Source organism: Paenibacillus terrae HPL-003 (genome assembly GCF_000235585.1).
Lineage (GTDB): Bacteria > Bacillota > Bacilli > Paenibacillales > Paenibacillaceae > Paenibacillus > Paenibacillus terrae_B.
In genome coordinates this window covers 2050949-2073394 of the sequence record NC_016641.1, presented here as the reverse complement: position 1 = coordinate 2073394, position 22446 = coordinate 2050949, and the positions used below count along the sequence as shown (strand labels likewise).

The window sequence follows — 22446 nt, the reverse complement described above, 5'->3', positions numbered from 1 at the left end:
GCTCCTTTCGAATCGCTCGCCTACCCTTTAACCGCCCCCGCTACCATGCCCTTGGTAATCTTTTCGGACAGGACAAAATAAATAATAATGACCGGTAAGGCCCCCATGACCAGAAAAGCGCCAATATTGCCGTAATTCACAGAATACTGACTGACAAATGTATAGACGCCGAAAGGGAGTGTTTTGAGCTTCTCTGACGAGATAAAGGTGGCAGCCATAATGTATTCATTCCAGATATTAATAAAGGTCAAAATACACACCGTCATCATCGGCGGAATCGAGATGGGTAAGATCACACTACGGAAAATACGATAAATGCTCGCCCCATCAATGTAAGCGGATTCTTCAATCTCGTGGGGAATGGACCGCATAAAGCCGGACAGGATGAAAACCGCAATCGGTGTCTGAAAAGCAATGTAGGGTAAAATTAGCGAGAAATACGTATTGAGAATGTTGATGTTTTTGAACATCACCATCAGCGGCAGCAGCGTTGCCTGCATCGGAATCATCATTCCGATCAGAAACAAGGTCAGCACAGCAGTCCCGAAGCGCCAGCGAAAACGCGTAATCGCATAAGCAGTCATCGAGCTTAACACAATGACGAATAGCATCGTAGCTCCGGTCACCAGCACACTGTTTCCCAAATAGCGCAAGTAGCTCCCTGATTCATAAGCTTCCTGATAGTTGTGCCACTGGGGCACTTGAGGGAGCGCAAAGAAGCTTGCGCTCAAAATCTCTTCATTCGTCTTCAACGAATAGGTCAGCAGCCAGAAGAGTGGGTACAGCTGCGTGACGATCAAAACCGCCAGCAAGGAAAAGACCACTGCTTTTTTCATGGTGTTCACGGCTTCATCCCCCTTAGCTTACCTTATTTTCGATTCGTTTGAAAACAAAATTTATCACAATTGTAAATGACAAACAGATAATCACGAGAAATGAAGCCAATGCGCTGCCATATCCATATTTCATAGACAAAAAGGACATGTTGTACATATACGTGGACACCGTATCCGTTGCATGAGCAGGCCCTCCACCCGTCATCACCCAGATCAGATCAAACGATTGCAGAGAACCAATAAAGGCCAATACCATTGATATTTTGAAAATAGGCACAATGAGCGGCAGCGTAATGTAACGGTCTGCTTTAAAACCCTCGGCTCCATCCATTTTGGCTGCCTCGTACAACTCATTCGGAATATTTTGCACCCCGGTAAACTGAATTAGCAAATGATAGCCAAAATACTGCCACAACGACACAAAATAGAGAGCGTACATGGCAATCTGCGGTTCTGTCAGCCATGAGCGCGTCCAGCTTTCCAGCCCGACCGACATCAAAATACCGTTCAGCATCCCACCCATCGAGGCCGGATTATAGATCGTCTTCCACAGCTGCCCGATAATAACCACCGACAGAATGACTGGCAGAAAATACATCGTAACCAGCGTATTCGCCTTACGCACATAGCGATTAAGCAAAATAGCCAGCAGCAGACAGAACGGAATTTCCAGCATGGAAAACACAGCGAACATCATCGTCCGCTTCACAGACGGCCAGAACACCGGATCGGCTGTAAATATTCGCTCGAAATTCGCCAGCCCCACAAACTTCGCCCCAGATATTCCGTTCCAATCCAGCAGTCCACAGTACACCGATACCAGAATCGGAACAAATACCATACAGGTGTATAGCAGCAGGCAGGGCAGCACGAAAACAGCAATGGTGCGGGCCGGCACCTTTAGTACATTCATGCTCCAATCTCCTTTGTGTTTTTTCTGAGCATCTTCTAAGGATGCGCAGCTCATGGTTATCCCAAATCAGGGAAGGAACCAATGCGCCCCTCCCCTGTTAAGCTGCAACTATTTGTTCGCTTCAAAAGCGCTCTGATGCTCCTTGGCAACTTGTGCAGAGTCTTCTTTTTGCACGAATAGGTTTTGAATACTGCTCAGATGCGCCTGCGCGATAGCCGGATTCATCGTATTATCAAATGCGAGGTCGCCGCCCTTCACATTTTTGAACAGCTCATTGAGGTTAATCGCCAGCTCAGAGTAGCCCGCTTCCTTCAGATTACCTTTCATTTTCTGGCCGCTGCCGATCGCATTTTTCAGATCAAACTGGATCTTGGGCATCTCTGTAATAAAATAGTGCAGAAAATCCTTCGTCTCCTGCAAATGCTCACTATTCGCCGATACCGCAAACGCACTGCCCGGCGCAATCACATACTCATTCACATCCCCCTTGCCATTCACCGTAGGGAATTGGAACACGCCCACCTTGCCTGCTACCGAAGAAGCATCAATAGACCCTGTTTCCCATGTGCCCATGATATACATCGCGGCTTTTCCTGTTTTAAAAATATTGCCGCCCGCATTATAGTCAATGGATGTAGCTCCATCCGGGAAAGCCCCTGCCTGCACCAGTTCCTGAAACGCATCCACTGCTTCCACAAAGGCCGGATCCTTAAACGTCTTTTTACCGTCCAGCACATCCTTGAGGAAATTCGGCCCTTCATTCGTACGCAGCAAAATGTTCATGAAAAGGAGTGATCCGGTCCACGAATCCTTTTCCCCAATCGCAATCGGGGTAATCCCCTTTGCCTTTAGCGCCTTGACCGCCGTTATCAGCTCATCAAAGGTGGTCGGCAGCTTTTGAATTCCCGCCTGCGTGAACAGCTCTTTATTGTAAAACACTACTTCTATATTGTTGCCGTCCGGAAAAGCATAAAGCTTATCATCGAAGCTATAATAATCGAGCAGTCCATCCTGAAATGTATCTTTTAAGCCATCTTTATCCGCCACATCGTTCAGGGGAGCCAGCAGCCCGGCATCCACGAAGGGCTTCATCTGTGCGGCCGGGTTCACAATCGTAATATCCGGAACTTCCTTCGCCGCCGCCTGTGTTTTCAGCTTTAGCTTTTGTTGATCTGTATTCAGCGAATCCAGCTCAATTTTGACATTCGAATGATTCTGCTCATATTGACTTACAATTTGCTGTATCATTTTGTATGAAGGAGTGCTAGGATCAGGATTAATGTTCTGGAAGGTGATCGTTACTTCTTTACTTGCTACGTCTCCACCCTTGCTGCCTGAGTTTCCCGGACTTGCGCTCTGTCCGTTATTACAAGCTGTCAGCGTCAATGCCAAGGCGCTCGCAACCAAAATGGCAAACGCTTTCATTTTTGTTCTGCCCATTATCTTTTTCCTCCTCTTGTTGAAGCATTGCGCGAATTGCCTCCCGTCTGTGAACACTCAATGCCCGCTTGTTCTTTTCATTATGTTCTATCGAAAAGACGTGAACAATGTGTGAACTTAAGGAGAAGGGTTTGTTTTTTCAAGCCCTCATTCGTGCGCTTCAAAATTCATTCATATCATAACTTGCAATTTATCTCGAACACAGGCATAATATGAATAAGTTCATCTTTTGATAATGATTCTCATTATTAAAACAAAAAAAATATACATGGACTCCAAAGGAGGCAGGACCGCAGTGAAAGAAGCTTTTAGTAGAACCTCCCTGCATATTGATGATTATTTGGATCTTCTCAATCTTGCGGTACAAGTCGGAGATATAAAGTGGCAAAAGGAAATTACACGTAAACTTCAAGCCTTAAGTGTCCTCCAGACAGAACAGGTTGAAATAGATCAATAATCGTCTCCCCGGCTAATTGAGCGCTATACGGCGTTGATTAGCTTTTTTTATATCAGCATTTTGCATCATTCGATTCCCAACGCTTAAAAGTACAATATATAGACAAACTAGACCATTTTGAACTATATTTTGCTGATTCGAAATCGCTCTGAAGACGTAAATCAAGGCGGGCCCTCAGGGGCTCCGCCTTATTTATGTTCATATTTTTTAGAGTCGGCAAATTTCATGCGCACATTGGCCGTACGAAGGGCAGCAGCACATCATGCGCAGCACATCAAGATCATGAATGACTATTTTGCCATCCCGCGTATCAAGCGTCCCCTGCTCCTTCAACGAGCTTAGCATCCGATTCACGCTCTCACGTGTCGCTCCAATCATTTCGCCCAGCTCGGAGTGACTTAGCTTCATATTCAGCAAAATGCCATCCTTCACTGCTACACCGCATGTGTTGCTCGCCCGGATTAGCGTAGAGGCCAATGCACCTGTTTTACCATACAGCAGCAAATCCCGAAACCGCGATTGCATAATCCGTTGCTTCATAGCCATCCACTGAATGAATTGAAGCCCCATCGCTCCATTTTTGGACAGAAGCGATTCCAGATCCTGAACACGTACGACGCCCAGCTCACAGGCATCGCCTGTTTCTGCGGTACAGCTATACTCTTCTCCATCTATCCCGCTAAACTCCCCAATCAAATCGCCTTGATGCTGAATGGTCAGAATCAATTCTTTTCCGTCTTCTGTCGACTTGCGAAGCTTAACATGGCCCGAATGTATATAATATAGCTGCTCCGATTCTTCGCCCTCTCTAAAAAGCGTAATGCCCGCCTTTACCTTTTTCCAGGACATGATATCCTTCAGCAGCCCAAAATGTTCCTCAGTCAAATAAAGCTGAATTCCCGTGCGTTCCACTTCATCCCCAAACCGTTCCGTACAAGTGGCTTGCATGTTAGTGTCCTCCTCGTGTTTACCTGATATCTATATCATAATGTTTTGGCGCATCAGTTGTTATCAGGAGAACACCTGATTTTACACCTTCCTACTCCCTGATTCGCTGTGATAAATATCACTCCCGCCATCAAGCAGAGCCCAATTTATTGGCTTCCCTCCTACTCCTTGCCCCGCATGTTCAAAAGTCAGTGTTTCCTGCACCTATAGATCAGGGGGTTCCCTGACTTACTTTTATAACTGCCGAGACTACAATAAGTTAGAGCTACAGTTTTGTTACGAAAAAGGATGTGACTTCTATGCTAGAAATAACGGATGAAATGCGCAAAACACTGGATCAGTTGAGAGATCGTATCTATGGGGATCTCACAGCACTTGCGCTCATGTCCAAGCCGGGCGGTAGGTTGCAATGGTATTATGCCTCTGGTAGCCGTAGCGAACGCTATCGGCGTATTTCGTTTAAGGTAGGACATGGTATTGCCGGGATGGCTGTTCGTCTGGGGCGTACCGTGACCGTAAGTGCTATGCTCTCAGGCAGCATCCGTTTACGTCAGGAATGTGCGCTGATGCTGGCGGAGCAGCTTCACTCTGCTGTGGCTATTCCCTTTTCCAGCACAGGGGGTCTGCCGAACGGTGTATTGCTTCTCGGTAATCGTGATGTGAGAGTGTTCACCGATTCCGACGTCGCAGGGGCCACACAAGTCGCCGAGCAGCTTGGTCAGCTATGTGCCCACACTCTTACTCTATAAGATTAATGGCATTTTTATAGAAAATGAGACGGATAAATATTACGAAATATAACCGTATCTAACTGTCAATGTTGATTGGAATCCCTTAAATTTGCTATGATGATGACAAAACGTACGGTTCTACCGTTCGAGGGGATGACAAATTGATTCGTATACTTGTAGTGGATGATCATGTTGTCGTACGTTCCGGCCTCATGGCCCTATTGGACGGCAAACACGGTATTAAGGTGGTAGGAGATGCAGCGGACGGGGATGAAGCGATTCGCAAGGCGATAGAGTTACAGCCCAATGTCGTACTCATGGATTTTAGTATGCCGCCTGGCAAAGATGGTCTTACGGCAACCACTGAATTGAAAAAACAGTTGCCCGATACGGAAGTGCTTATTTTAACGATGCATGACGATGAGGAATATCTGTTCCGGGCCATTCAGGCCGGAGCTTCCGGATATATTCTAAAAAGCGCACCTCATGAGGAATTACTTGCTGCCATTCAGTCTGTGGCCGAAGGTAGCGCTTATCTGTACCCGAATGCAACCAAGCGGCTAATGAGTGAATATCTCGATAAGATCAAAAAGGAAGGCATAGCCGGCCCGTATGAGTCCCTTTCTGAACGTGAAAAAGAAATCCTTTCGTGGGTAGCCAAGGGATATGCAAACAAGGAAATTGCCGAGCGTCTGGTGATCAGCGTCAAAACCGTTGAGTCCCACAAAAGTAACCTGATGGAGAAGCTTAACCTGAAAACACGGCCCGAGCTGGTCAAATTTGCACTAAAAAAGGGGCTGCTGCATTATGAATGAACCTTCTAATCCTTTGCTCCAGCATGCTTTTGGCGAGTCTGCCGATAAGCTGCTGAATGATTTGGAAGCGCATATACCGGAATCCCCTTTTTTCCATGAACTGCGTAACTCACTCCACCAGCTATCCAATCTGAAATTTGCGTTGGATACGTCTTCTATCGTTGCTTTGACCGATCACCGGGGCATTATTCAGTATGTCAACGACAAGTTCTGCGAGATTTCGCAATACAGTCGTGAAGAGCTGATCGGTCGGGATCACCGCCTCATTAATTCGGGCTATCATACTCCTGCCTTTATGAAAAACCTGTGGACCACAATTCGTTCAGGCGAGGTATGGCAGGGAGAAATACGTAATCGAGCCAAAGACAACACCTACTATTGGGTGAATACCACCATCGTTCCGTTCATGGACGAAGAAGGTAAGCCCTATCAGTATCTGGCGATCCGTAATGAGGTAACCAAACTAAAAAAAGTAGAAGCTGAGCTTCAGACAATGATGACGCAAGTGATGCAAATACAGGAGGAAGAGCGCAAGCGTTTCTCAAGAGAGCTTCACGATGGAATTGGGCAAAGCCTGTTTGCGCTGATTATTCAACTGGATAGCCAGCTTGCTGAAAGTCCTAGTCCTACCCTAGAAAAGCTGCGTTCACAGGTGACTGACATTATTAAGGATGTCCGTGGACTGGCATGGGAACTTCGTCCGTCGGTTCTGGATGATTTGGGCGTCGTACCGGCCATACGGACCTATATTGAAAACTATTGTTCTCATTACGGAATTGAGGTACATTTTCAATGTAATTTGCGTAAACGCCTTGATATCCGCAAAGAAATAGCGATTTATCGGATTGTACAGGAAGCCTTGACGAATGTAGCCAAGTATGCGGACGTAGCAGAGGCACATGTCAACGTAGAGGATCAGAGTGAGGCTATACAAGTGACTATTTGGGATGAAGGTATTGGATTCTCCGAGCAATCCCAAGGGGAGGGCGTGGGACTGTTCAGCATGGAGGAACGAGCCAGAGGAGTAGGAGGATGGATGAGCGTAACCTCTTCACCGGAACAGGGGACCTCCATCCAACTGACCATTCCTGTGTAAAGATACAGCAGCATAAATAAAAAAAGAGAGAGCGCTGTCCCCAGACAGGCTCTCTTTATTTATAAGGTGTTACCACTGAGGCAACAAGAATCCGCTATAGCAAAAAGCGGGTGATGGGAATCGAACCCACGCTATCAGCTTGGAAGGCTGAAGTTCTACCATTGAACTACACCCGCAAATCAGTATCGGGATGACACGATTTGAACATGCGACCCCCTGGTCCCAAACCAGGTGCTCTACCAAGCTGAGCTACATCCCGATATTATACATTTTTTTAAGAAAATGGCGCGCCCTGAGAGATTCGAACTCCCGGCCTTTTGATTCGTAGTCAAACGCTCTATCCAGCTGAGCTAAGGGCGCATAATGTAATCCATAATGAAGAGTAAAGGCACCACCCAGATTTGAATTGGGGAGTGAAGCTTTTGCAGAGCTTTGCCTTACCACTTGGCTATGGCGCCGAATGGATAATGGAGCGGACGACGGGAATCGAACCCGCGACCCTCGCCTTGGCAAGGCGATGCTCTACCGCTGAGCCACGTCCGCAAAATATGGTGCGGTCGAGAGGACTCGAACCTCCACGGGGGTTAGCCCACACGGACCTGAACCGTGCGCGTCTGCCAATTCCGCCACGACCGCAAAATAAATATAAATGGTGAGCCATGAAGGACTCGAACCTTCGACACCCTGATTAAAAGTCAGGTGCTCTACCAACTGAGCTAATGGCTCTTAATGGCTGGGGATATAGGATTTGAACCTATGCATGACGGAGTCAAAGTCCGTTGCCTTACCGCTTGGCTAATCCCCATTAAATGAAAATAAAGGGCGGCCGATGGGGCTTGAACCCACGAATGCCGGAGTCACAGTCCGGTGCGTTAACCACTTCGCCACGACCGCCATATGATTATGAAAAGACTGGTGGAGGATGATGGATTCGAACCACCGAACCCGTAAGGGAGCAGATTTACAGTCTGATGCGTTTGGCCACTTCGCTAATCCTCCAAAATGGTGCCGGCGAGAGGACTTGAACCCCCAACCTACTGATTACAAGTCAGTTGCTCTACCAGTTGAGCTACACCGGCACATTACTCATTCCCACTTGAAAGGTGGCTCGGGACGGAATCGAACCGCCGACACGAGGATTTTCAGTCCTCTGCTCTACCGACTGAGCTACCGAGCCATATGTTGTCGTATAGCTGTAATATACAAACTCACATTATATGTAGAATACACAAAAATGCCAGTTATATATTTCATAAAATGGCGGAACTGACGGGATTCGAACCCGCGATCTCCTGCGTGACAGGCAGGCATGTTAGGCCTCTACACCACAGTTCCATAGATATTCTAAGGGAAATCAATTGCGGGGACAGGATTTGAACCTGTGACCTTCGGGTTATGAGCCCGACGAGCTACCGAACTGCTCCACCCCGCGACAGTAAAAGGAATTGCTTATAAGAATATGAATGGTGGAGGCTGAGGGGCTCGAACCCCCGACCCTCTGCTTGTAAGGCAGATGCTCTCCCAGCTGAGCTAAGCCTCCATACTATGACCCGTAGGGGAATCGAACCCCTGTTACCTCCGTGAAAGGGAGGTGTCTTAACCGCTTGACCAACGGGCCTTATATAAAATTCAAAAAATATTCAAGATTTGGCTCCCCGAACAGGACTCGAACCTGTGACAACTCGATTAACAGTCGAGTGCTCTACCAACTGAGCTATCAGGGAATATTGGTGGAGCCAAGCGGGATCGAACCGCTGACCTCCTGCGTGCAAGGCAGGCGCTCTCCCAGCTGAGCTATGGCCCCAGTCATTTTGTGTTAATCAAGAAGTGGTGGGCCTTAGTGGACTCGAACCACCGACCTCACCCTTATCAGGGGTGCGCTCTAACCAGCTGAGCTAAAGGCCCTAATATGTATGTCTTCATTATCCTCTAAAGGGACATTGCTTGGCGACGTCCTACTCTCCCAGGACCCTGCGGTCCAAGTACCATCGGCGCTGGAGGGCTTAACGGTCGTGTTCGGGATGGGTACGTGTGGAACCCCTCCGCTATCGCCACCAAACATGAATTTGTTAAACAAATTCTGCCGTATGGATATTCGGTTCATCACGAATCGTGTGAATGAATAGCCATGCGCTTTTCGTATGTATCTTCTACATACTTTCAAGGTGTTACACCCTGAAAACTGGATCCGAAACTCAATTTGCGTTTTATTCTTAGGATAAGCCCTCGACCGATTAGTATTGGTCAGCTCCATGCATTACTGCACTTCCACCCCCAACCTATCTACCTCGTCGTCTTCAAGGGGTCTTACATACTGGGAAATCTCATCTTGAGGGGGGCTTCACGCTTAGATGCTTTCAGCGCTTATCCCTTCCGTACATAGCTACCCAGCGGTGCTCCTGGCGGAACAACTGGTACACCAGCGGTACGTCCATCCCGGTCCTCTCGTACTAAGGACAGCTCCTCTCAAATTTCCTACGCCCACGACAGATAGGGACCGAACTGTCTCACGACGTTCTGAACCCAGCTCGCGTACCGCTTTAATGGGCGAACAGCCCAACCCTTGGGACCTACTTCAGCCCCAGGATGCGATGAGCCGACATCGAGGTGCCAAACCTCCCCGTCGATGTGGACTCTTGGGGGAGATAAGCCTGTTATCCCCAGGGTAGCTTTTATCCGTTGAGCGATGGCCCTTCCATGCGGTACCACCGGATCACTAAGCCCGACTTTCGTCCCTGCTCGACTTGTTGGTCTCGCAGTCAAGCTCCCTTCTGCCTTTGCACTCTTCGAATGATTTCCAACCATTCTGAGGGAACCTTGGGGCGCCTCCGTTACTCTTTAGGAGGCGACCGCCCCAGTCAAACTGCCCACCTGACACTGTCCTCGTACCGGATCACGGTACCAAGTTAGAACCTAGATACGATCAGGGTGGTATCCCAAGGATGCCTCCTCTCAAGCTGGCGCTCAAGTCTCTTAGGCTCCCACCTATCCTGTACAGATCGTACCCAAATTCAATATCAAGCTGCAGTAAAGCTCCATGGGGTCTTTCCGTCTTGTCGCGGGTAACCTGCATCTTCACAGGTATTAAAATTTCACCGGATCTCTCGTTGAGACAGCGCCCAAGTCGTTACGCCATTCGTGCGGGTCAGAATTTACCTGACAAGGAATTTCGCTACCTTAGGACCGTTATAGTTACGGCCGCCGTTTACTGGGGCTTCGGTTCATAGCTTCGCCCTAAAAGGACTTACCACTCCCCTTAACCTTCCAGCACCGGGCAGGCGTCAGCCCGTATACTTCGCCTTGCGGCTTCGCACAGACCTGTGTTTTTGCTAAACAGTCGCTTGGGCCTTTTCACTGCGGCCCCCTCGGGCTATTCACCCTACCGAGGCACCCCTTCTCCCGAAGTTACGGGGTCATTTTGCCGAGTTCCTTAACGAGAGTTCTTCCGCGCGCCTTAGAATTCTCTTCTCGCCTACCTGTGTCGGTTTGCGGTACGGGCACCTTCTCCTGGCTAGAGGCTTTTCTTGGCAGTCTGAGATCATGACCTTCGCTACTACAATTTTCGCTCCCCATCACAGCCCAGCCTTAACGATGTGCGGATTTGCCTACACATCAGCCTCACTGCTTAGACGGACATCCATCAGTCCGCGTCACTACCCTACTGCGTCACCCCATCGCTCATAGCGGATTACGGTGGTACAGGAATTTCGACCTGTTGTCCTTCGACTACGCCTTTCGGCCTCGCCTTAGGTCCCGACTTACCCTGAGCGGACGAACCTTCCTCAGGAACCCTTAGGCTTTCGGCGGATCTGATTCTCACAGATCTTTTCGTTACTCATACCGGCATTCTCACTTGAATGCAGTCCAGCGCTCCTTCCGGTACACCTTCAACCCGCATTCAACGCTCCCCTACCCCTGATACCTAAGTATCAAGCCATAGCTTCGGTGGCGTGTTTAGCCCCGTTACATTTTCGGCGCAGAGTCACTCGACCAGTGAGCTATTACGCACTCTTTCAATGGTGGCTGCTTCTAAGCCAACATCCTGGTTGTCTGTGCAACTCCACATCCTTTCCCACTTAACACACACTTGGGGACCTTAGCTGATGGTCTGGGCTGTTTCCCTTTCGACAATGGATCTTAGCACTCACTGTCTGACTCCCGGAACCAAGTCTATGGCATTCGGAGTTTGACTGAGCTTGGTAACCCTTGCGGGCCCCGCACCCAATCAGTGCTCTACCTCCACGACTCTTATTCCGAGGCTAGCCCTAAAGCTATTTCGGGGAGAACCAGCTATCTCCGGGTTCGATTGGAATTTCTCCGCTACCCCCACCTCATCCCCGCATTTTTCAACATGCGTGGGTTCGGGCCTCCAGTGCGTGTTACCGCACCTTCACCCTGGACAGGGGTAGATCACCCGGTTTCGGGTCTACGTCCACGTACTCAAGATCGCCCTATTCAGACTCGCTTTCGCTACGGCTTCAGCTCTTCACCTTAACCTTGCACGGGAACGTAACTCGCCGGTTCATTCTACAAAAGGCACGCCATCACCCCTAAAATGGGCTCTGACTTCTTGTAAGCACACGGTTTCAGGATCTATTTCACTCCCCTTCCGGGGTGCTTTTCACCTTTCCCTCACGGTACTGCTTCACTATCGGTCGCCAGGGAGTATTTAGCCTTGGCAGATGGTCCTGCCGGATTCATACGGGGTTTCACGTGCCCCGCACTACTCGGGATCCGTCTCGGAGGGAACGGGTTTTGAACTACAGGGCTTTTACCTTCTCTGGCGGGCCTTTCCAGACCTCTTCATCTAACCGGTTCCTTTGTAACTCCATGTGAGACGTCCCACAACCCCAAGGAGCAAGCTCCTTGGTTTGGGCTAATCCGCGTTCGCTCGCCGCTACTGACGGAATCACTATTGTTTTCTCTTCCTCAGGGTACTTAGATGTTTCAGTTCCCCTGGTATGCCTCTGTTCTGCCTATGTATTCAGCAGAAAGTGACTGTCGATGAAGACAGCCGGGTTTCCCCATTCGGACATCCCCGGATCAAAGCTTGCTTACAGCTCCCCGAGGCTTTATCGTTGTTCGCCACGTCCTTCGTCGGCTCCTGGCGCCTAGGCATCCTCCGTGTGCTCTTTGTAGCTTAACCTAGCATTTACAAAGTAAATGCGATTTGTTTTGAATTTCGTTCATCACCGAAGTGTGAATGAAATTCAAAACAGCTACCTTTATTTCACTTGTTTACACAAGATCAGCGTAAAGGAATATTCTAAAACGCAATTTCGTTTCGGTATCCAGTTTTCAAGGTGCAATTCGCTTCAAGGAAGCGAAACCCGATGAATATTTCGGTTCCACACAGATGTGTGAATGAAACATTCGTCGAAGCTTGAGAGTTTGAGCTCTCAAAACTGAGCAACGAGTGAGTAACAGGCCTAAACCTGAGTTTTGAAGCTTACGCTTCATATTTGAATGTTTCCATTGCAGGAAACGATTCTCCATAGAAAGGAGGTGATCCAGCCGCACCTTCCGATACGGCTACCTTGTTACGACTTCACCCCAATCATCTACCCCACCTTCGGCGGCTGGCTCCCTTGCGGGTTACCCCACCGACTTCGGGTGTTGTAAACTCTCGTGGTGTGACGGGCGGTGTGTACAAGACCCGGGAACGTATTCACCGCGGCATGCTGATCCGCGATTACTAGCAATTCCGACTTCATGCAGGCGAGTTGCAGCCTGCAATCCGAACTGAGACCGGCTTTTCTAGGATTCGCTCCAGATCGCTCTTTCGCTTCCCGTTGTACCGGCCATTGTAGTACGTGTGTAGCCCAGGTCATAAGGGGCATGATGATTTGACGTCATCCCCACCTTCCTCCGGTTTGTCACCGGCAGTCTGCTTAGAGTGCCCAGCTTGACCTGCTGGCAACTAAGCATAAGGGTTGCGCTCGTTGCGGGACTTAACCCAACATCTCACGACACGAGCTGACGACAACCATGCACCACCTGTCTCCTCTGTCCCGAAGGAAAGATCTATCTCTAGACCGATCAGAGGGATGTCAAGACCTGGTAAGGTTCTTCGCGTTGCTTCGAATTAAACCACATACTCCACTGCTTGTGCGGGTCCCCGTCAATTCCTTTGAGTTTCAGTCTTGCGACCGTACTCCCCAGGCGGAATGCTTAATGTGTTAACTTCGGCACCAAGGGTATCGAAACCCCTAACACCTAGCATTCATCGTTTACGGCGTGGACTACCAGGGTATCTAATCCTGTTTGCTCCCCACGCTTTCGCGCCTCAGCGTCAGTTACAGCCCAGAGAGTCGCCTTCGCCACTGGTGTTCCTCCACATATCTACGCATTTCACCGCTACACGTGGAATTCCACTCTCCTCTTCTGCACTCAAGCTCCCCAGTTTCCAGTGCGACCCGAAGTTGAGCCTCGGGATTAAACACCAGACTTAAAGAGCCGCCTGCGCGCGCTTTACGCCCAATAATTCCGGACAACGCTTGCCCCCTACGTATTACCGCGGCTGCTGGCACGTAGTTAGCCGGGGCTTTCTTCTCAGGTACCGTCACTCTTGTAGCAGTTACTCTACAAGACGTTCTTCCCTGGCAACAGAGCTTTACGATCCGAAAACCTTCATCACTCACGCGGCGTTGCTCCGTCAGGCTTTCGCCCATTGCGGAAGATTCCCTACTGCTGCCTCCCGTAGGAGTCTGGGCCGTGTCTCAGTCCCAGTGTGGCCGATCACCCTCTCAGGTCGGCTACGCATCGTCGCCTTGGTAGGCCTTCACCCCACCAACTAGCTAATGCGCCGCAGGCCCATCCATCAGTGACAGATTGCTCCGTCTTTCCTCCTCTCCCCATGCAGGGAAAGGAGGTATCCGGTATTAGCTACCGTTTCCGGTAGTTATCCCAGTCTGATGGGCAGGTTGCCTACGTGTTACTCACCCGTCCGCCGCTAGGTTAGGTTAAAAGCAAGCTTTTAACCTAACCCCGCTCGACTTGCATGTATTAGGCACGCCGCCAGCGTTCGTCCTGAGCCAGGATCAAACTCTCCATTAAAGACCAACCGAAGTTGGCTTATAGAAAGAGCGATTCGCTCATTTTGAAACTGACGAGATAAAATATCTCTTTTACACTCCGATTTCATACAACCTTGCGGTATGTACCGAAATCTTCGTGGTTGATTTTGCGAACAAAATCATTTACTCACTCGTTGTTCAGTTTTCAAAGATCAAATTCTTTTCGCTGTCTTTTTCAGCAGCTATAAGATCATATCATGTTCGTTTCAGAAATGCAAGCTTTATTTTTTCTTCTTTTATAAAGATTATTGTACCCAAGCTTTTCATTTTTGAAACGGCTGTTTTGTTGTCAGCTAAAATAATATATCATATATTCAAGTAACTTAGCAAGTACTTTTTTTATTACTTTTTAAACAAATCTTTTGGCCTTATCAAAGTCAGCCAAGGGGCAATAGCCCCTCACGTTTTAGCTGGTAACTCCCTCCGGTTCAAATACTTCCACAGGCCAGTGTAACTCCACACCTTGGCGAAGCAGCCTGCTTTGAAAACGCCCCAGATGCTCTGCCGATTCGCTGACTTCTATTGGGAATACTCCGTTGGACACACAGTAAGCCGCCAGACTACCCGCTGATTCACCTATATTCCACTCCGTGGGGTGCAGCCGATAGCAGCCATTTGCGATTTGAGTCATCCCTATATTTTTACAGGCGGGAAGCAAATTACGCACTCTCACCGGAATAAGGGAGCCTAACGGAATTTCATAAGGGTAATTAGGAATGTAAAATGTCCGCTGAGATACAGTGGTCGGATGGAGGTCCAAATGATAGCTGCCTACACCTACGCTGTCCGCATATCGTTTTGGCCCATCCGTTCCCCGAAGCTCACGACTTACATCGAACTCTGATATCGTATACTTCGCTCGGATTCGGCGCGATTCGCGAATATAGGCGGTTTTGGCCAGACCATCTGAGGTACCAAGGAAATCTCCACGGGGCCGAATGCCCGGATAACCGAAACCTCCATCTAACCGGGGTGCTTCGGTCTGGAGCCAATAGATTAAAGAACGGGTCAATTCACAGGCACCTTCTCTGTGTCTTTCCTGCTCCTGAGCGGTGACACCGATCAACGGACCGAGGTAATAATCGTTTTGCGCCCAGTTTAAAAGCGTTACCTCTCCATCATTTAATGGTTTGCTCCATATAGAAGGGTCCACAATGCGACGGTAATCCCACAGAGATACAATGCCCTGATCGTTAGGAAACAAAGTGAACTGTTTTAGTTTGCTGGTATCATCCGCATCCGTAGCAAACCAGCTCAAAATCGGGAAACGGGAAAAGGAAGGAATATAATTTCTCCAAAAATCATATTGTTGCGGCCGTTCTATAATGAAGCTTCCTTGAGGGATGTAATCCACGGCCGCCACATGTGTGATAGACTGCATATCCATAGGGTCAGCGCACTCCAAAGCATGAGGCTCACCTGTATCATCCCGCGACTCTGCTCCACTCGTATGCTCCACCCCCGCCATCGGAAGAAGATCCCCGCACTCTGTGGCATCCAGATAAAACGTTCCGTGTAGCACTATAACCCCACACCTATCATCAAGGCTATCCAAGGTACGAACAGTTATGGAAGAAATGCAGTCGGCATCCGTTTGAGCGGCTATGGGCACGGTGTGGTAATATACGCGAACACGCCCCGTATTCAAATAGGGGGCAAGCATATCTTCAAGCACCCGCAGAGCTACTCGTGGTTCATGAGCCAGACGGCTTACCCAACCGTTGCCGGGATTAAGAATCGGGTCATTTTGGGCTTCTTCCGTTAAAGGATAGTTCTGACGGTAATAGTCACGTACACGATTACGGAACTCACGGTATGTTGCTGTGCAGCCAAACTGTTCGATCCATCGATGCTCATCCGGGGGGACGGCCTGTGAAGTTAACTGTCCTCCCAACCAGTCCGTCTCCTCCGTCACGATAACTCTCATACCAGCCTTCGCTGCCGCAAGAGCTGCCGATGTTCCTCCCAGACCTCCGCCAATCACAACAATGTCGGTATCGATCCGATTTTGCGTCATGGTTTGTTCCCCTTTCATGCTTGTTCTAGGCATCCGTTAGTTCAAAAGCAAGCCGTGCCGCACCGATGATTCCAGCACGATTACCCAATAACGCCCGATTTACTTCCGTTCGGGCTCCCAGCAGTTGTAGATGCTTCTCCAGCAAGGGCCACCAGACTTCTCCCGCGTCTGCTACCCCTCCGCCTACGATCATAGCCTCGGGATCAAGGGTGACCGAGATATTAACCAGAAGCACGGCTAAATCTGCGGTGTAATCGTCCAGTACCTGAAGCGCCTCCGAGTGACCGTGAGCAGCCTCCTTCATGATCTCGATTCCCGAGCGATACTGTTTACCTGTGTATTCTCTGGCCCGGCGTAACAGTGCGCTACCTGATACATACTGCTCGGCGCAGCCCTTTTTTCCACAATTGCAAGGAAGACCTCTTGGGAATAAAATACTATGTCCCCAATCGCCGCCGCTCCAATGAGCCCCTCTGCACAACAAGCCATGTTCCATATATGCGCCACCGACGCCTGTTCCCAAGGTGAGCATGGCCAGCCGCTGCTTGCCCCTCCCCGCTCCCTGCCACGCTTCTCCAAGCAAAGCGGCATTCGCATCATTGTCAGCAACGGCACGTAAGGCAAGATTCTCCCTCACCCACGTTATTAAATGCGTGCCTTGCCATCCGGGAAGATTATCCGTGGCATACACAACCTCACCACTCTCCACGTTTACTCTGCCAGCCGTAGCAATTCCTAGAGCTCTGATATCGATACCCTCGCTGGTGCTAGTGTCTCTATAGGAGCATTGCAGTCCTCTCACAGCTTCGGATACCCGTGACAATACCCAATCACGCCCGCGAGAAGCATCCGTATCCAGCCGGATTTCATCAAGCACCGAACCATCTTGTTCCACTATAGCGGCCTTCACCGATGTTCCTCCAATGTCGATTCCAATGACTCTGTTCACAGCATCCACCACCACAGCTTCCTCCTTGTAGCCAAACGATATCAACATAAAGCTCTTTTACGTAAAGCTTCTATAGTAGCAAGTCATATACCAAAACAATAACTAACGGTATGACACAGCCGGATAGTACCGTTCTCAGCTTCAAAACCTCAATAACTTCGTTCAATGACCGCCCTCGCTGTTTTTTCCTTCATCTGTTTGGTATGACTCGTGCGCTTGCGAGCAAGCCCTTCGCAAATGAGGTCAATGACGAATAGCTGCGAGATTTTGGCTCCGATCGAGCCTCCCTCCATCGGGGCTTCCTTGCCTGCGGTGAGCAACACGATATCCGCAATGGAGGTGATGGGCGATTTTGCATAATTGGTGATCGCGATAATGGTCGCGCCGTTTTGCTTGGCTTTGTGCAGCATGTCGTTCGTATCCAGCGTACTTCCCGAAACACTGATACCAATAGCCACATCTCCGGGCTTCATGGACACCGCCATCATCGACTGGATATGTCCATCTGCCACAGCTTCGGCGCGCAGCCCGATTCGTAAGAAACGGTTTTTGGCATCCTGCCCGGAAATTCCTGAAGCACCTACACCAAAAAATTGAACATAGCCCGCCTGGTCGAGACACGTTATCGCACGTCCAAGCTCTGAACGGTCCAGCAGTCCCATACTGGAGTGCAAAATATCGAGCATGTTGTGATACACCGTGCGGGTAATATCATGCTCGTTGTCCGGGTCGGTGTTTTCTCCGCCCGTATCGGTTTTGCGATAAGTCTGGTTTTGCGCCAGGGACAGTCGGAAATCCTGATAGCCTTTAAAACCGATTTTCCGGCAAAAACGCATGACGGTCGTCTCGCCAGTACCTGCAAAATCAGCTAACTCTGTCACGGAGAAATATATGATTTCTGCCGGGCGCTCCAGTACGCACAAAGCGACCTTTTGCTCCGATTTTGTTAATGAAGGAAAGTACGTATTAATTCGGTCGTTCATCTCCATAGATGCATTTCACTGCCTTCCTTGCGGCATCGGCAAACCGCTGCGTAATCAATTGGGGTCTGGTAATCGCCGAGCCTACAACCACTGCATGTGCGCCCAGCCGGAATGCTTCCTCCACCTGCGCCGGCTCATGGATTTTGCCCTCCGCAATTAAAGGCACGGGAACCAGCTCTGACGCTCTCCGTACCAACTCCAGATCGGGTCCATCGATCTGAGCAGAGTATGGCGTATAACCGGATAACGTTGTGGATACGCAGCTTACGCCGAGGGAAGCGGCATGAAGCGCCTCCTCCAGTGTGGATATATCCGCCATGGAGGCCACTCCATGCTTATGGGCGTAATCTATGAGCTGCTTCAGCCTGCATCCCCCCGGGCGCGGACGTGATGTAGCATCCAGGGCGATGATATCTGCGCCCGCATCCACCAGTTCCTCCATCTCTCGAAGGGTCGGTGTAATGTAAATATCGGAGTCATCATAATCCCGCTTGATCAGGCCGATGACTGGCAGGGGAAGCGCTTGTTTGATCGCACGCACATCTGCTGCGCCATTGGCGCGAATGGCCACAGCTCCGCCCTGCTGAGCGGCGCGTGCCATTTTGACCATGGAATCCGATCCGTGCAGCGGTTCATCCGGTAGTGCCTGACAGGATACGATCAGGCCGTGCTGAACTTTTGATAATACAGCTTCCAATCCCATTGGGATCACCCTCTCTCTTCGGCATGATGCCGTACGGTCAATCCGACTTCAAAGGTGCGGTTCCACGGCATATAGCAATCTGTAATTTCCACATAGCCCTCCGGCCCGTTTACATATTCGTCGAGCGCCTGCTCCAGCCGTCCGCGAATAACCGCAGCAACCGAGCCTCTCTGTCCGTCGAGCATAAACTTGTTGAAGCCCATTTGTTCCACAATCCCGTTATTCATGGCGGTACGCACCACAGCGCAATAACATGCATCTTCAGCGTAACGCAACGCCAGAAAATCCAGATGCTCTGCTGTAGGCCCGTAGTGGCTGTACAGCATGGACTGGGCAATGACAGTTCCCAGCGTATTGGAGCTGGTGTTCCAGCCTGCATAACCTGCCAGCTCAAAAAGCAGCCCTTTTTGTTTCAAGAGTCTAAGCAGCTTAAGATCAGCTCCGTTGGCATACCCTACATCAGCTACCGCAATATTTTTGCCTGCATACCGCAGCATATGGGCACCGTATTCGACCAGCTCCACCACGTTTCGGTATACATCATATCCGGCCATTGCACGCTGTTGGGATGATGCTTCTACCATGGCGTCTCCGGGCGTGTTAGCCAGCAGAATCAAATCAGCCTCTGCCGCTGAAGAAGCGATCAGTCCACCTGCCGCCATAATTTGGTATTTTAACGTTTCATAAAAATAACGATCCTCAAAAAGCGGAATCACGAATGCTCCCTGCAAAGCGGACAGCCTTGGATAGACATGTGGCACAGCATTCTTTGCCTGGTTAACCCACCGTGCCAGCAACGTACAGCCAACTTCGTCTGCCCCCGGGTACATGTACACGCTCAAATCCACTCCAAGATTAGAAATACGATTTCTTAGCCGCTGCTGATCCTTGGCGGTATAGCCGTAGGGGGCAGAATCATCTTGCGGGATGATCATAAAATCAATGACACCCTCTGCTACCAGCTCCAGTGCGGCTTCATTGGCTTCCAGATTCACACGGCGACGGCCCAAATAATCCTCCAGTATCTCTACAGGCAGACGTTCGTTGATATCAGATAATTCAAGAAGCTCCTCTGCGGTAGCAATTCCCAGCTCCTGACGATGCTCAATAAATCCCTTCCTGAATATCTCGCGTCCCCAATCGGCGTAGTAATCCGGTTCTTCGTCAGCCAAAGAGTATTGCGGACAGCGCATAATGAGTTGAAAAGCATATAAGGTCATCTGCGGATAAAGCTGCTTGAGCCTGCGAAGTCGATTCACCTTGTCACCGACCTGCTCACTTGTCATTCCATGCAGACGAGATGGAACGATTCCGCCGTACAGCAGCGTATCCATCGCAATAATGGCTCCATCGGCTCTCGCCGCACGCTCTTCTAGCCAAGCCCACAGTTGGGTCGTATCACCGGGGGTTTTCTTTTGTCCCATCCATTCCATCGGGGGACGCTTGATTTCCAAATCTGTGCCCTTCGCCAGTAAGTAAGGAAATTCATAATTACAGGGCCGCTCATCCAGCGGTACAAAAAGCACACGGGTGTTTGGTTTCACCACACGCATCCACCTCTCCTGAAAATTACCGTTATCCTAACGGCAAATGGTTATTTTCAGAGCAGCTATGCTGCCTTGGTTTCTTAATCCATCGGCAAAATGCTCACAGGATCAGTCGATACTTGCCCTGTTCATCTTGACCGACGTAGCCCCACCGCTCGGCTGCGCGGATCGCCGGATCACTGCCGAGCCGAGCCTCTGTCTCCAGACAGGCAGTGATACAGCGCCGGAGTTCCACCACGACTTCGTCCGCCAGCGGTACAGGCTCTTGCCCACCACCCACTTCCGGCGGCGTAATGCTCTCCTCTTCCTGCGCACCGCTCGGTCGCTCGCTGCTGACCACAGCTCGGCGCAACGTACGCCACAGAGCAGCGTCCAGCTCGGCGCGTTCCAGCCACGGCGTGGCCTGTGCTACGAAGCCTGCCGCCAGGTCATCGGCCGGTACTTGCCGCAGGACGCTCACGACCTGGAGCAGCCGCTCAAAGTATATATCCAGCGCCGGGATATCACGCAATTGCAGAGCAAGGTCCACGTCCTCATACGTGCTGCCGCCCAGTCGGCTGTTCCTGTTTTGACGGCAGAAAAACATCAGTTCCTCGGCGCGCGCTCCCGCTAACTCCCGCACAGCCCAATCCCAAGAGAGTTGCGGCATGTACCGCTCACTGTTCCACATATAATGAGACATCGTAATGAGCGTTACTTTGGAGCATTCCCACTGATTCATCGGGTTGGCTACCATACCGGTATGTCCGCAGTCTGGAAGCCCGGAATACCGCCCGCGCAGTGGATCGAGGAATAAGCGGTCACGGTCACAATCATTCACTGGAATGTTATCCCACAGCCACAGCTCATGCCCAAAGAACGCATGATTATCGGCAGCGTGCTTCCGACCGATATGCGGAGCAAACACAAAGTATCCGGTCCAGAACACCTTAATCTCCGGGTGCAGCCGCTCGCGAAAATCCTTTTTATACACGGTATCCCAGTACGACCAATATTCCGAAGGACAGACTGTCAGCGTAAATTCAGGCAACCGTTCCGCCAGCCATGCATGCACCTTGTTCGTCAAAAAGACATGAGCGTGGCCTGAGCGGCCCAGCAAATGTCGATTTTCTCCTTTTAGCACATAGTCAATGTCATCCATTAATATGGAAAAATGGCGCACGCCAATGGAAATTACAGCCGCCAGCTTTTCCGTCAAACTAAGGAAATCTTCATCGCTGCCAAAGCTCAGGTCGTTCCCCGGACTGATGCAGTAATGAAAATCCACCTCATGCTGGTCGCAGGCTTCCTTTAATTCTTGGATCTGCGCAAACGTGTCTGCCGGGTACGGCTCACGCCATAACTCACGATGATACGGATCATCCTTGGGAGCATACATGAATGTGTTCATCCGATGTGTTGCCATAAAACGAACGGCATCCAACCGATCCGCCAGGCTCCATGGTTCTCCGTAAAAGCCTTCAATAATCCCTCTGACCGGAAAAGAAGGCTCATCGCGAATGGACACCACAGGCAGTGTACATCGCTCTTGTTCGACTTGAAGCAGCAAATGCAGGGCATCCATGCCGTATTTGAGCCCTCTTTTATGAGCAGCATGAATTTCAATTCGACTTTCTTTGTGAATCTCCAAACGATAGCCGTCTGCAACGAGCGCTCCATCGTACTCCAGTACCAATTGCACGCTTCCGCATGTTTCGCTCGGCACGCCCGGCCCTGGAGGCAGGATCAGCTTGATCGGCCCGTCGGGGTCCAGAACGCCTTCATATTCCTGATTCATCCCGAAGCGGGAGGACAGCTCACAAATCAAATATGGCTCGGGTATGACCAGCTTTGCCCCACTGTCATACACATCACGAAAATAATATTGAATCTCCTGCGGTGTTAGCCCCATATGGGAATTGGACCGCGTTCCTTTCGTCAGCTCCATCGTAACCG

At 50.1% G+C, this 22446-nt stretch carries 14 protein-coding genes, 19 tRNA genes and 3 rRNA genes; 4 read left to right on the top strand and 32 right to left on the bottom strand.

Annotation, left to right across the window (positions count from 1 at the left end; translation table 11 throughout):
• Nucleotides 1–20 precede the first annotated feature (20 nt).
• The 3 genes from HPL003_RS09535 to HPL003_RS09525 all read right to left on the bottom strand — a co-directional run bounded on the left by HPL003_RS09535 (nt 21) and on the right by HPL003_RS09525 (nt 3189).
• Complete coding sequence (locus tag HPL003_RS09535; protein WP_014279407.1) at nt 21–845, bottom strand: carbohydrate ABC transporter permease; 825 nt, start codon at nt 843–845, stop codon at nt 21–23.
• Nucleotides 846–858: 13 nt separating this feature from the next.
• Nucleotides 859–1749 (bottom strand): carbohydrate ABC transporter permease, encoded by an 891-nt coding sequence (locus HPL003_RS09530; RefSeq protein ID WP_014279406.1) that lies wholly within the window; start codon nt 1747–1749, stop codon nt 859–861.
• Between the two features lie 108 nt (nt 1750–1857).
• The gene (locus HPL003_RS09525) at nt 1858–3189 is read right to left on the bottom strand and encodes an extracellular solute-binding protein (protein WP_014279405.1); all 1332 of its coding nucleotides are present in this window, start codon (nt 3187–3189) and stop codon (nt 1858–1860) included.
• Nucleotides 3190–3484: 295 nt separating this feature from the next.
• On the opposite strand from HPL003_RS09525, the gene HPL003_RS29165 reads away from it, so the two are divergent.
• Nucleotides 3485–3646, top strand: coding sequence for a lysine-specific demethylase (locus tag HPL003_RS29165; RefSeq protein WP_014279404.1), 162 nt, complete (start codon nt 3485–3487; stop codon nt 3644–3646).
• Between the two features lie 207 nt (nt 3647–3853).
• On the opposite strand, the gene HPL003_RS09520 is transcribed toward HPL003_RS29165, so the two are convergent.
• Nucleotides 3854–4594, bottom strand: a complete 741-nt coding sequence (locus HPL003_RS09520; RefSeq protein ID WP_014279403.1) for a Crp/Fnr family transcriptional regulator — start codon at nt 4592–4594, stop codon at nt 3854–3856.
• A 299-nt stretch (nt 4595–4893) separates the two neighbouring features.
• Here HPL003_RS09520 and HPL003_RS09515 point away from each other — a divergent pair, with 299 nt between their 5' ends.
• The 3 genes from HPL003_RS09515 (at nt 4894) to HPL003_RS09505 (ending at nt 7236) form a co-directional block, all read left to right on the top strand.
• Nucleotides 4894–5343, top strand: a complete 450-nt coding sequence (locus tag HPL003_RS09515) for a GAF domain-containing protein (protein ID WP_014279402.1) — start codon at nt 4894–4896, stop codon at nt 5341–5343.
• Between the two features lie 143 nt (nt 5344–5486).
• Nucleotides 5487–6140 (top strand): response regulator, encoded by a 654-nt coding sequence (locus tag HPL003_RS09510; protein WP_014279401.1) that lies wholly within the window; start codon nt 5487–5489, stop codon nt 6138–6140.
• Nucleotides 6133–7236, top strand: a complete 1104-nt coding sequence (locus HPL003_RS09505) for a PAS domain-containing sensor histidine kinase (protein WP_014279400.1) — start codon at nt 6133–6135, stop codon at nt 7234–7236. Before HPL003_RS09510 ends, HPL003_RS09505 begins: the two co-directional genes overlap by 8 nt.
• 105 nt (nt 7237–7341) lie before the next feature.
• Here HPL003_RS09505 and HPL003_RS09500 read toward each other — a convergent pair.
• The 28 genes from HPL003_RS09500 to HPL003_RS09365 all read right to left on the bottom strand — a co-directional run bounded on the left by HPL003_RS09500 (nt 7342) and on the right by HPL003_RS09365 (nt 22438).
• Nucleotides 7342–7412 (bottom strand) — tRNA-Gly (locus HPL003_RS09500).
• Nucleotides 7413–7421: 9 nt separating this feature from the next.
• A tRNA-Pro gene (locus HPL003_RS09495) sits at nt 7422–7495 on the bottom strand.
• A 24-nt stretch (nt 7496–7519) separates the two neighbouring features.
• A tRNA-Arg gene (locus tag HPL003_RS09490) sits at nt 7520–7596 on the bottom strand.
• A gap of 26 nt (nt 7597–7622) precedes the next feature.
• Nucleotides 7623–7694, bottom strand: a tRNA-Cys gene (locus tag HPL003_RS09485).
• Nucleotides 7695–7704: 10 nt separating this feature from the next.
• Nucleotides 7705–7779 (bottom strand) — tRNA-Gly (locus HPL003_RS09480).
• Nucleotides 7780–7785: 6 nt separating this feature from the next.
• A tRNA-Leu gene (locus tag HPL003_RS09475) sits at nt 7786–7872 on the bottom strand.
• Between the two features lie 14 nt (nt 7873–7886).
• Nucleotides 7887–7962 (bottom strand) — tRNA-Lys (locus HPL003_RS09470).
• 4 nt (nt 7963–7966) lie between these two features.
• Nucleotides 7967–8041: transfer RNA gene (locus tag HPL003_RS09465), tRNA-Gln, on the bottom strand.
• A gap of 16 nt (nt 8042–8057) precedes the next feature.
• A tRNA-His gene (locus tag HPL003_RS09460) sits at nt 8058–8130 on the bottom strand.
• 19 nt (nt 8131–8149) lie between these two features.
• Nucleotides 8150–8235, bottom strand: a tRNA-Tyr gene (locus HPL003_RS09455).
• A 4-nt stretch (nt 8236–8239) separates the two neighbouring features.
• Nucleotides 8240–8315: transfer RNA gene (locus HPL003_RS09450), tRNA-Thr, on the bottom strand.
• Between the two features lie 25 nt (nt 8316–8340).
• Nucleotides 8341–8413: transfer RNA gene (locus HPL003_RS09445), tRNA-Phe, on the bottom strand.
• Between the two features lie 81 nt (nt 8414–8494).
• Nucleotides 8495–8571: transfer RNA gene (locus HPL003_RS09440), tRNA-Asp, on the bottom strand.
• Nucleotides 8572–8594: 23 nt separating this feature from the next.
• Nucleotides 8595–8668 (bottom strand) — tRNA-Met (locus tag HPL003_RS09435).
• Between the two features lie 32 nt (nt 8669–8700).
• Nucleotides 8701–8776: transfer RNA gene (locus tag HPL003_RS09430), tRNA-Val, on the bottom strand.
• A 6-nt stretch (nt 8777–8782) separates the two neighbouring features.
• A tRNA-Glu gene (locus HPL003_RS09425) sits at nt 8783–8854 on the bottom strand.
• A 30-nt stretch (nt 8855–8884) separates the two neighbouring features.
• Nucleotides 8885–8960, bottom strand: a tRNA-Asn gene (locus HPL003_RS09420).
• Nucleotides 8961–8964: 4 nt separating this feature from the next.
• A tRNA-Ala gene (locus HPL003_RS09415) sits at nt 8965–9040 on the bottom strand.
• Nucleotides 9041–9064: 24 nt separating this feature from the next.
• Nucleotides 9065–9141 (bottom strand) — tRNA-Ile (locus tag HPL003_RS09410).
• Between the two features lie 37 nt (nt 9142–9178).
• Nucleotides 9179–9295: ribosomal RNA gene (gene rrf, locus HPL003_RS09405) — 5S ribosomal RNA — on the bottom strand.
• Between the two features lie 155 nt (nt 9296–9450).
• Nucleotides 9451–12382: ribosomal RNA gene (locus tag HPL003_RS09400) — 23S ribosomal RNA — on the bottom strand.
• A gap of 352 nt (nt 12383–12734) precedes the next feature.
• Nucleotides 12735–14292, bottom strand: a 16S ribosomal RNA gene (locus tag HPL003_RS09395).
• The 16S, 23S and 5S rRNA genes sit together here with 19 tRNA genes alongside, the layout of an rRNA operon.
• Nucleotides 14293–14718: 426 nt before the next feature.
• A complete protein-coding gene (locus HPL003_RS09390) occupies nt 14719–16329 on the bottom strand; it encodes an FAD-dependent oxidoreductase (RefSeq protein WP_043922353.1) in 1611 nt (536 codons plus the stop codon).
• A gap of 25 nt (nt 16330–16354) precedes the next feature.
• Complete coding sequence (locus HPL003_RS09385) at nt 16355–17326, bottom strand: ROK family protein (RefSeq protein ID WP_043922352.1); 972 nt, start codon at nt 17324–17326, stop codon at nt 16355–16357.
• Between the two features lie 101 nt (nt 17327–17427).
• On the bottom strand, nt 17428–18267 hold the full coding sequence (locus HPL003_RS09380) for a MurR/RpiR family transcriptional regulator (protein ID WP_014279397.1): 840 nt from the start codon (nt 18265–18267) through the stop codon (nt 17428–17430).
• On the bottom strand, nt 18245–18964 hold the full coding sequence (locus tag HPL003_RS09375) for an N-acetylmannosamine-6-phosphate 2-epimerase (RefSeq protein WP_014279396.1): 720 nt from the start codon (nt 18962–18964) through the stop codon (nt 18245–18247). Before HPL003_RS09375 ends, HPL003_RS09380 begins: the two co-directional genes overlap by 23 nt.
• 5 nt (nt 18965–18969) lie before the next feature.
• A complete protein-coding gene (locus HPL003_RS09370; RefSeq protein ID WP_043922610.1) occupies nt 18970–20511 on the bottom strand; it encodes a DUF4127 family protein in 1542 nt (513 codons plus the stop codon).
• 100 nt (nt 20512–20611) lie between these two features.
• Nucleotides 20612–22438, bottom strand: a complete 1827-nt coding sequence (locus HPL003_RS09365; protein WP_043922351.1) for a protein O-GlcNAcase — start codon at nt 22436–22438, stop codon at nt 20612–20614.
• Nucleotides 22439–22446: the final 8 nt, after the last annotated feature.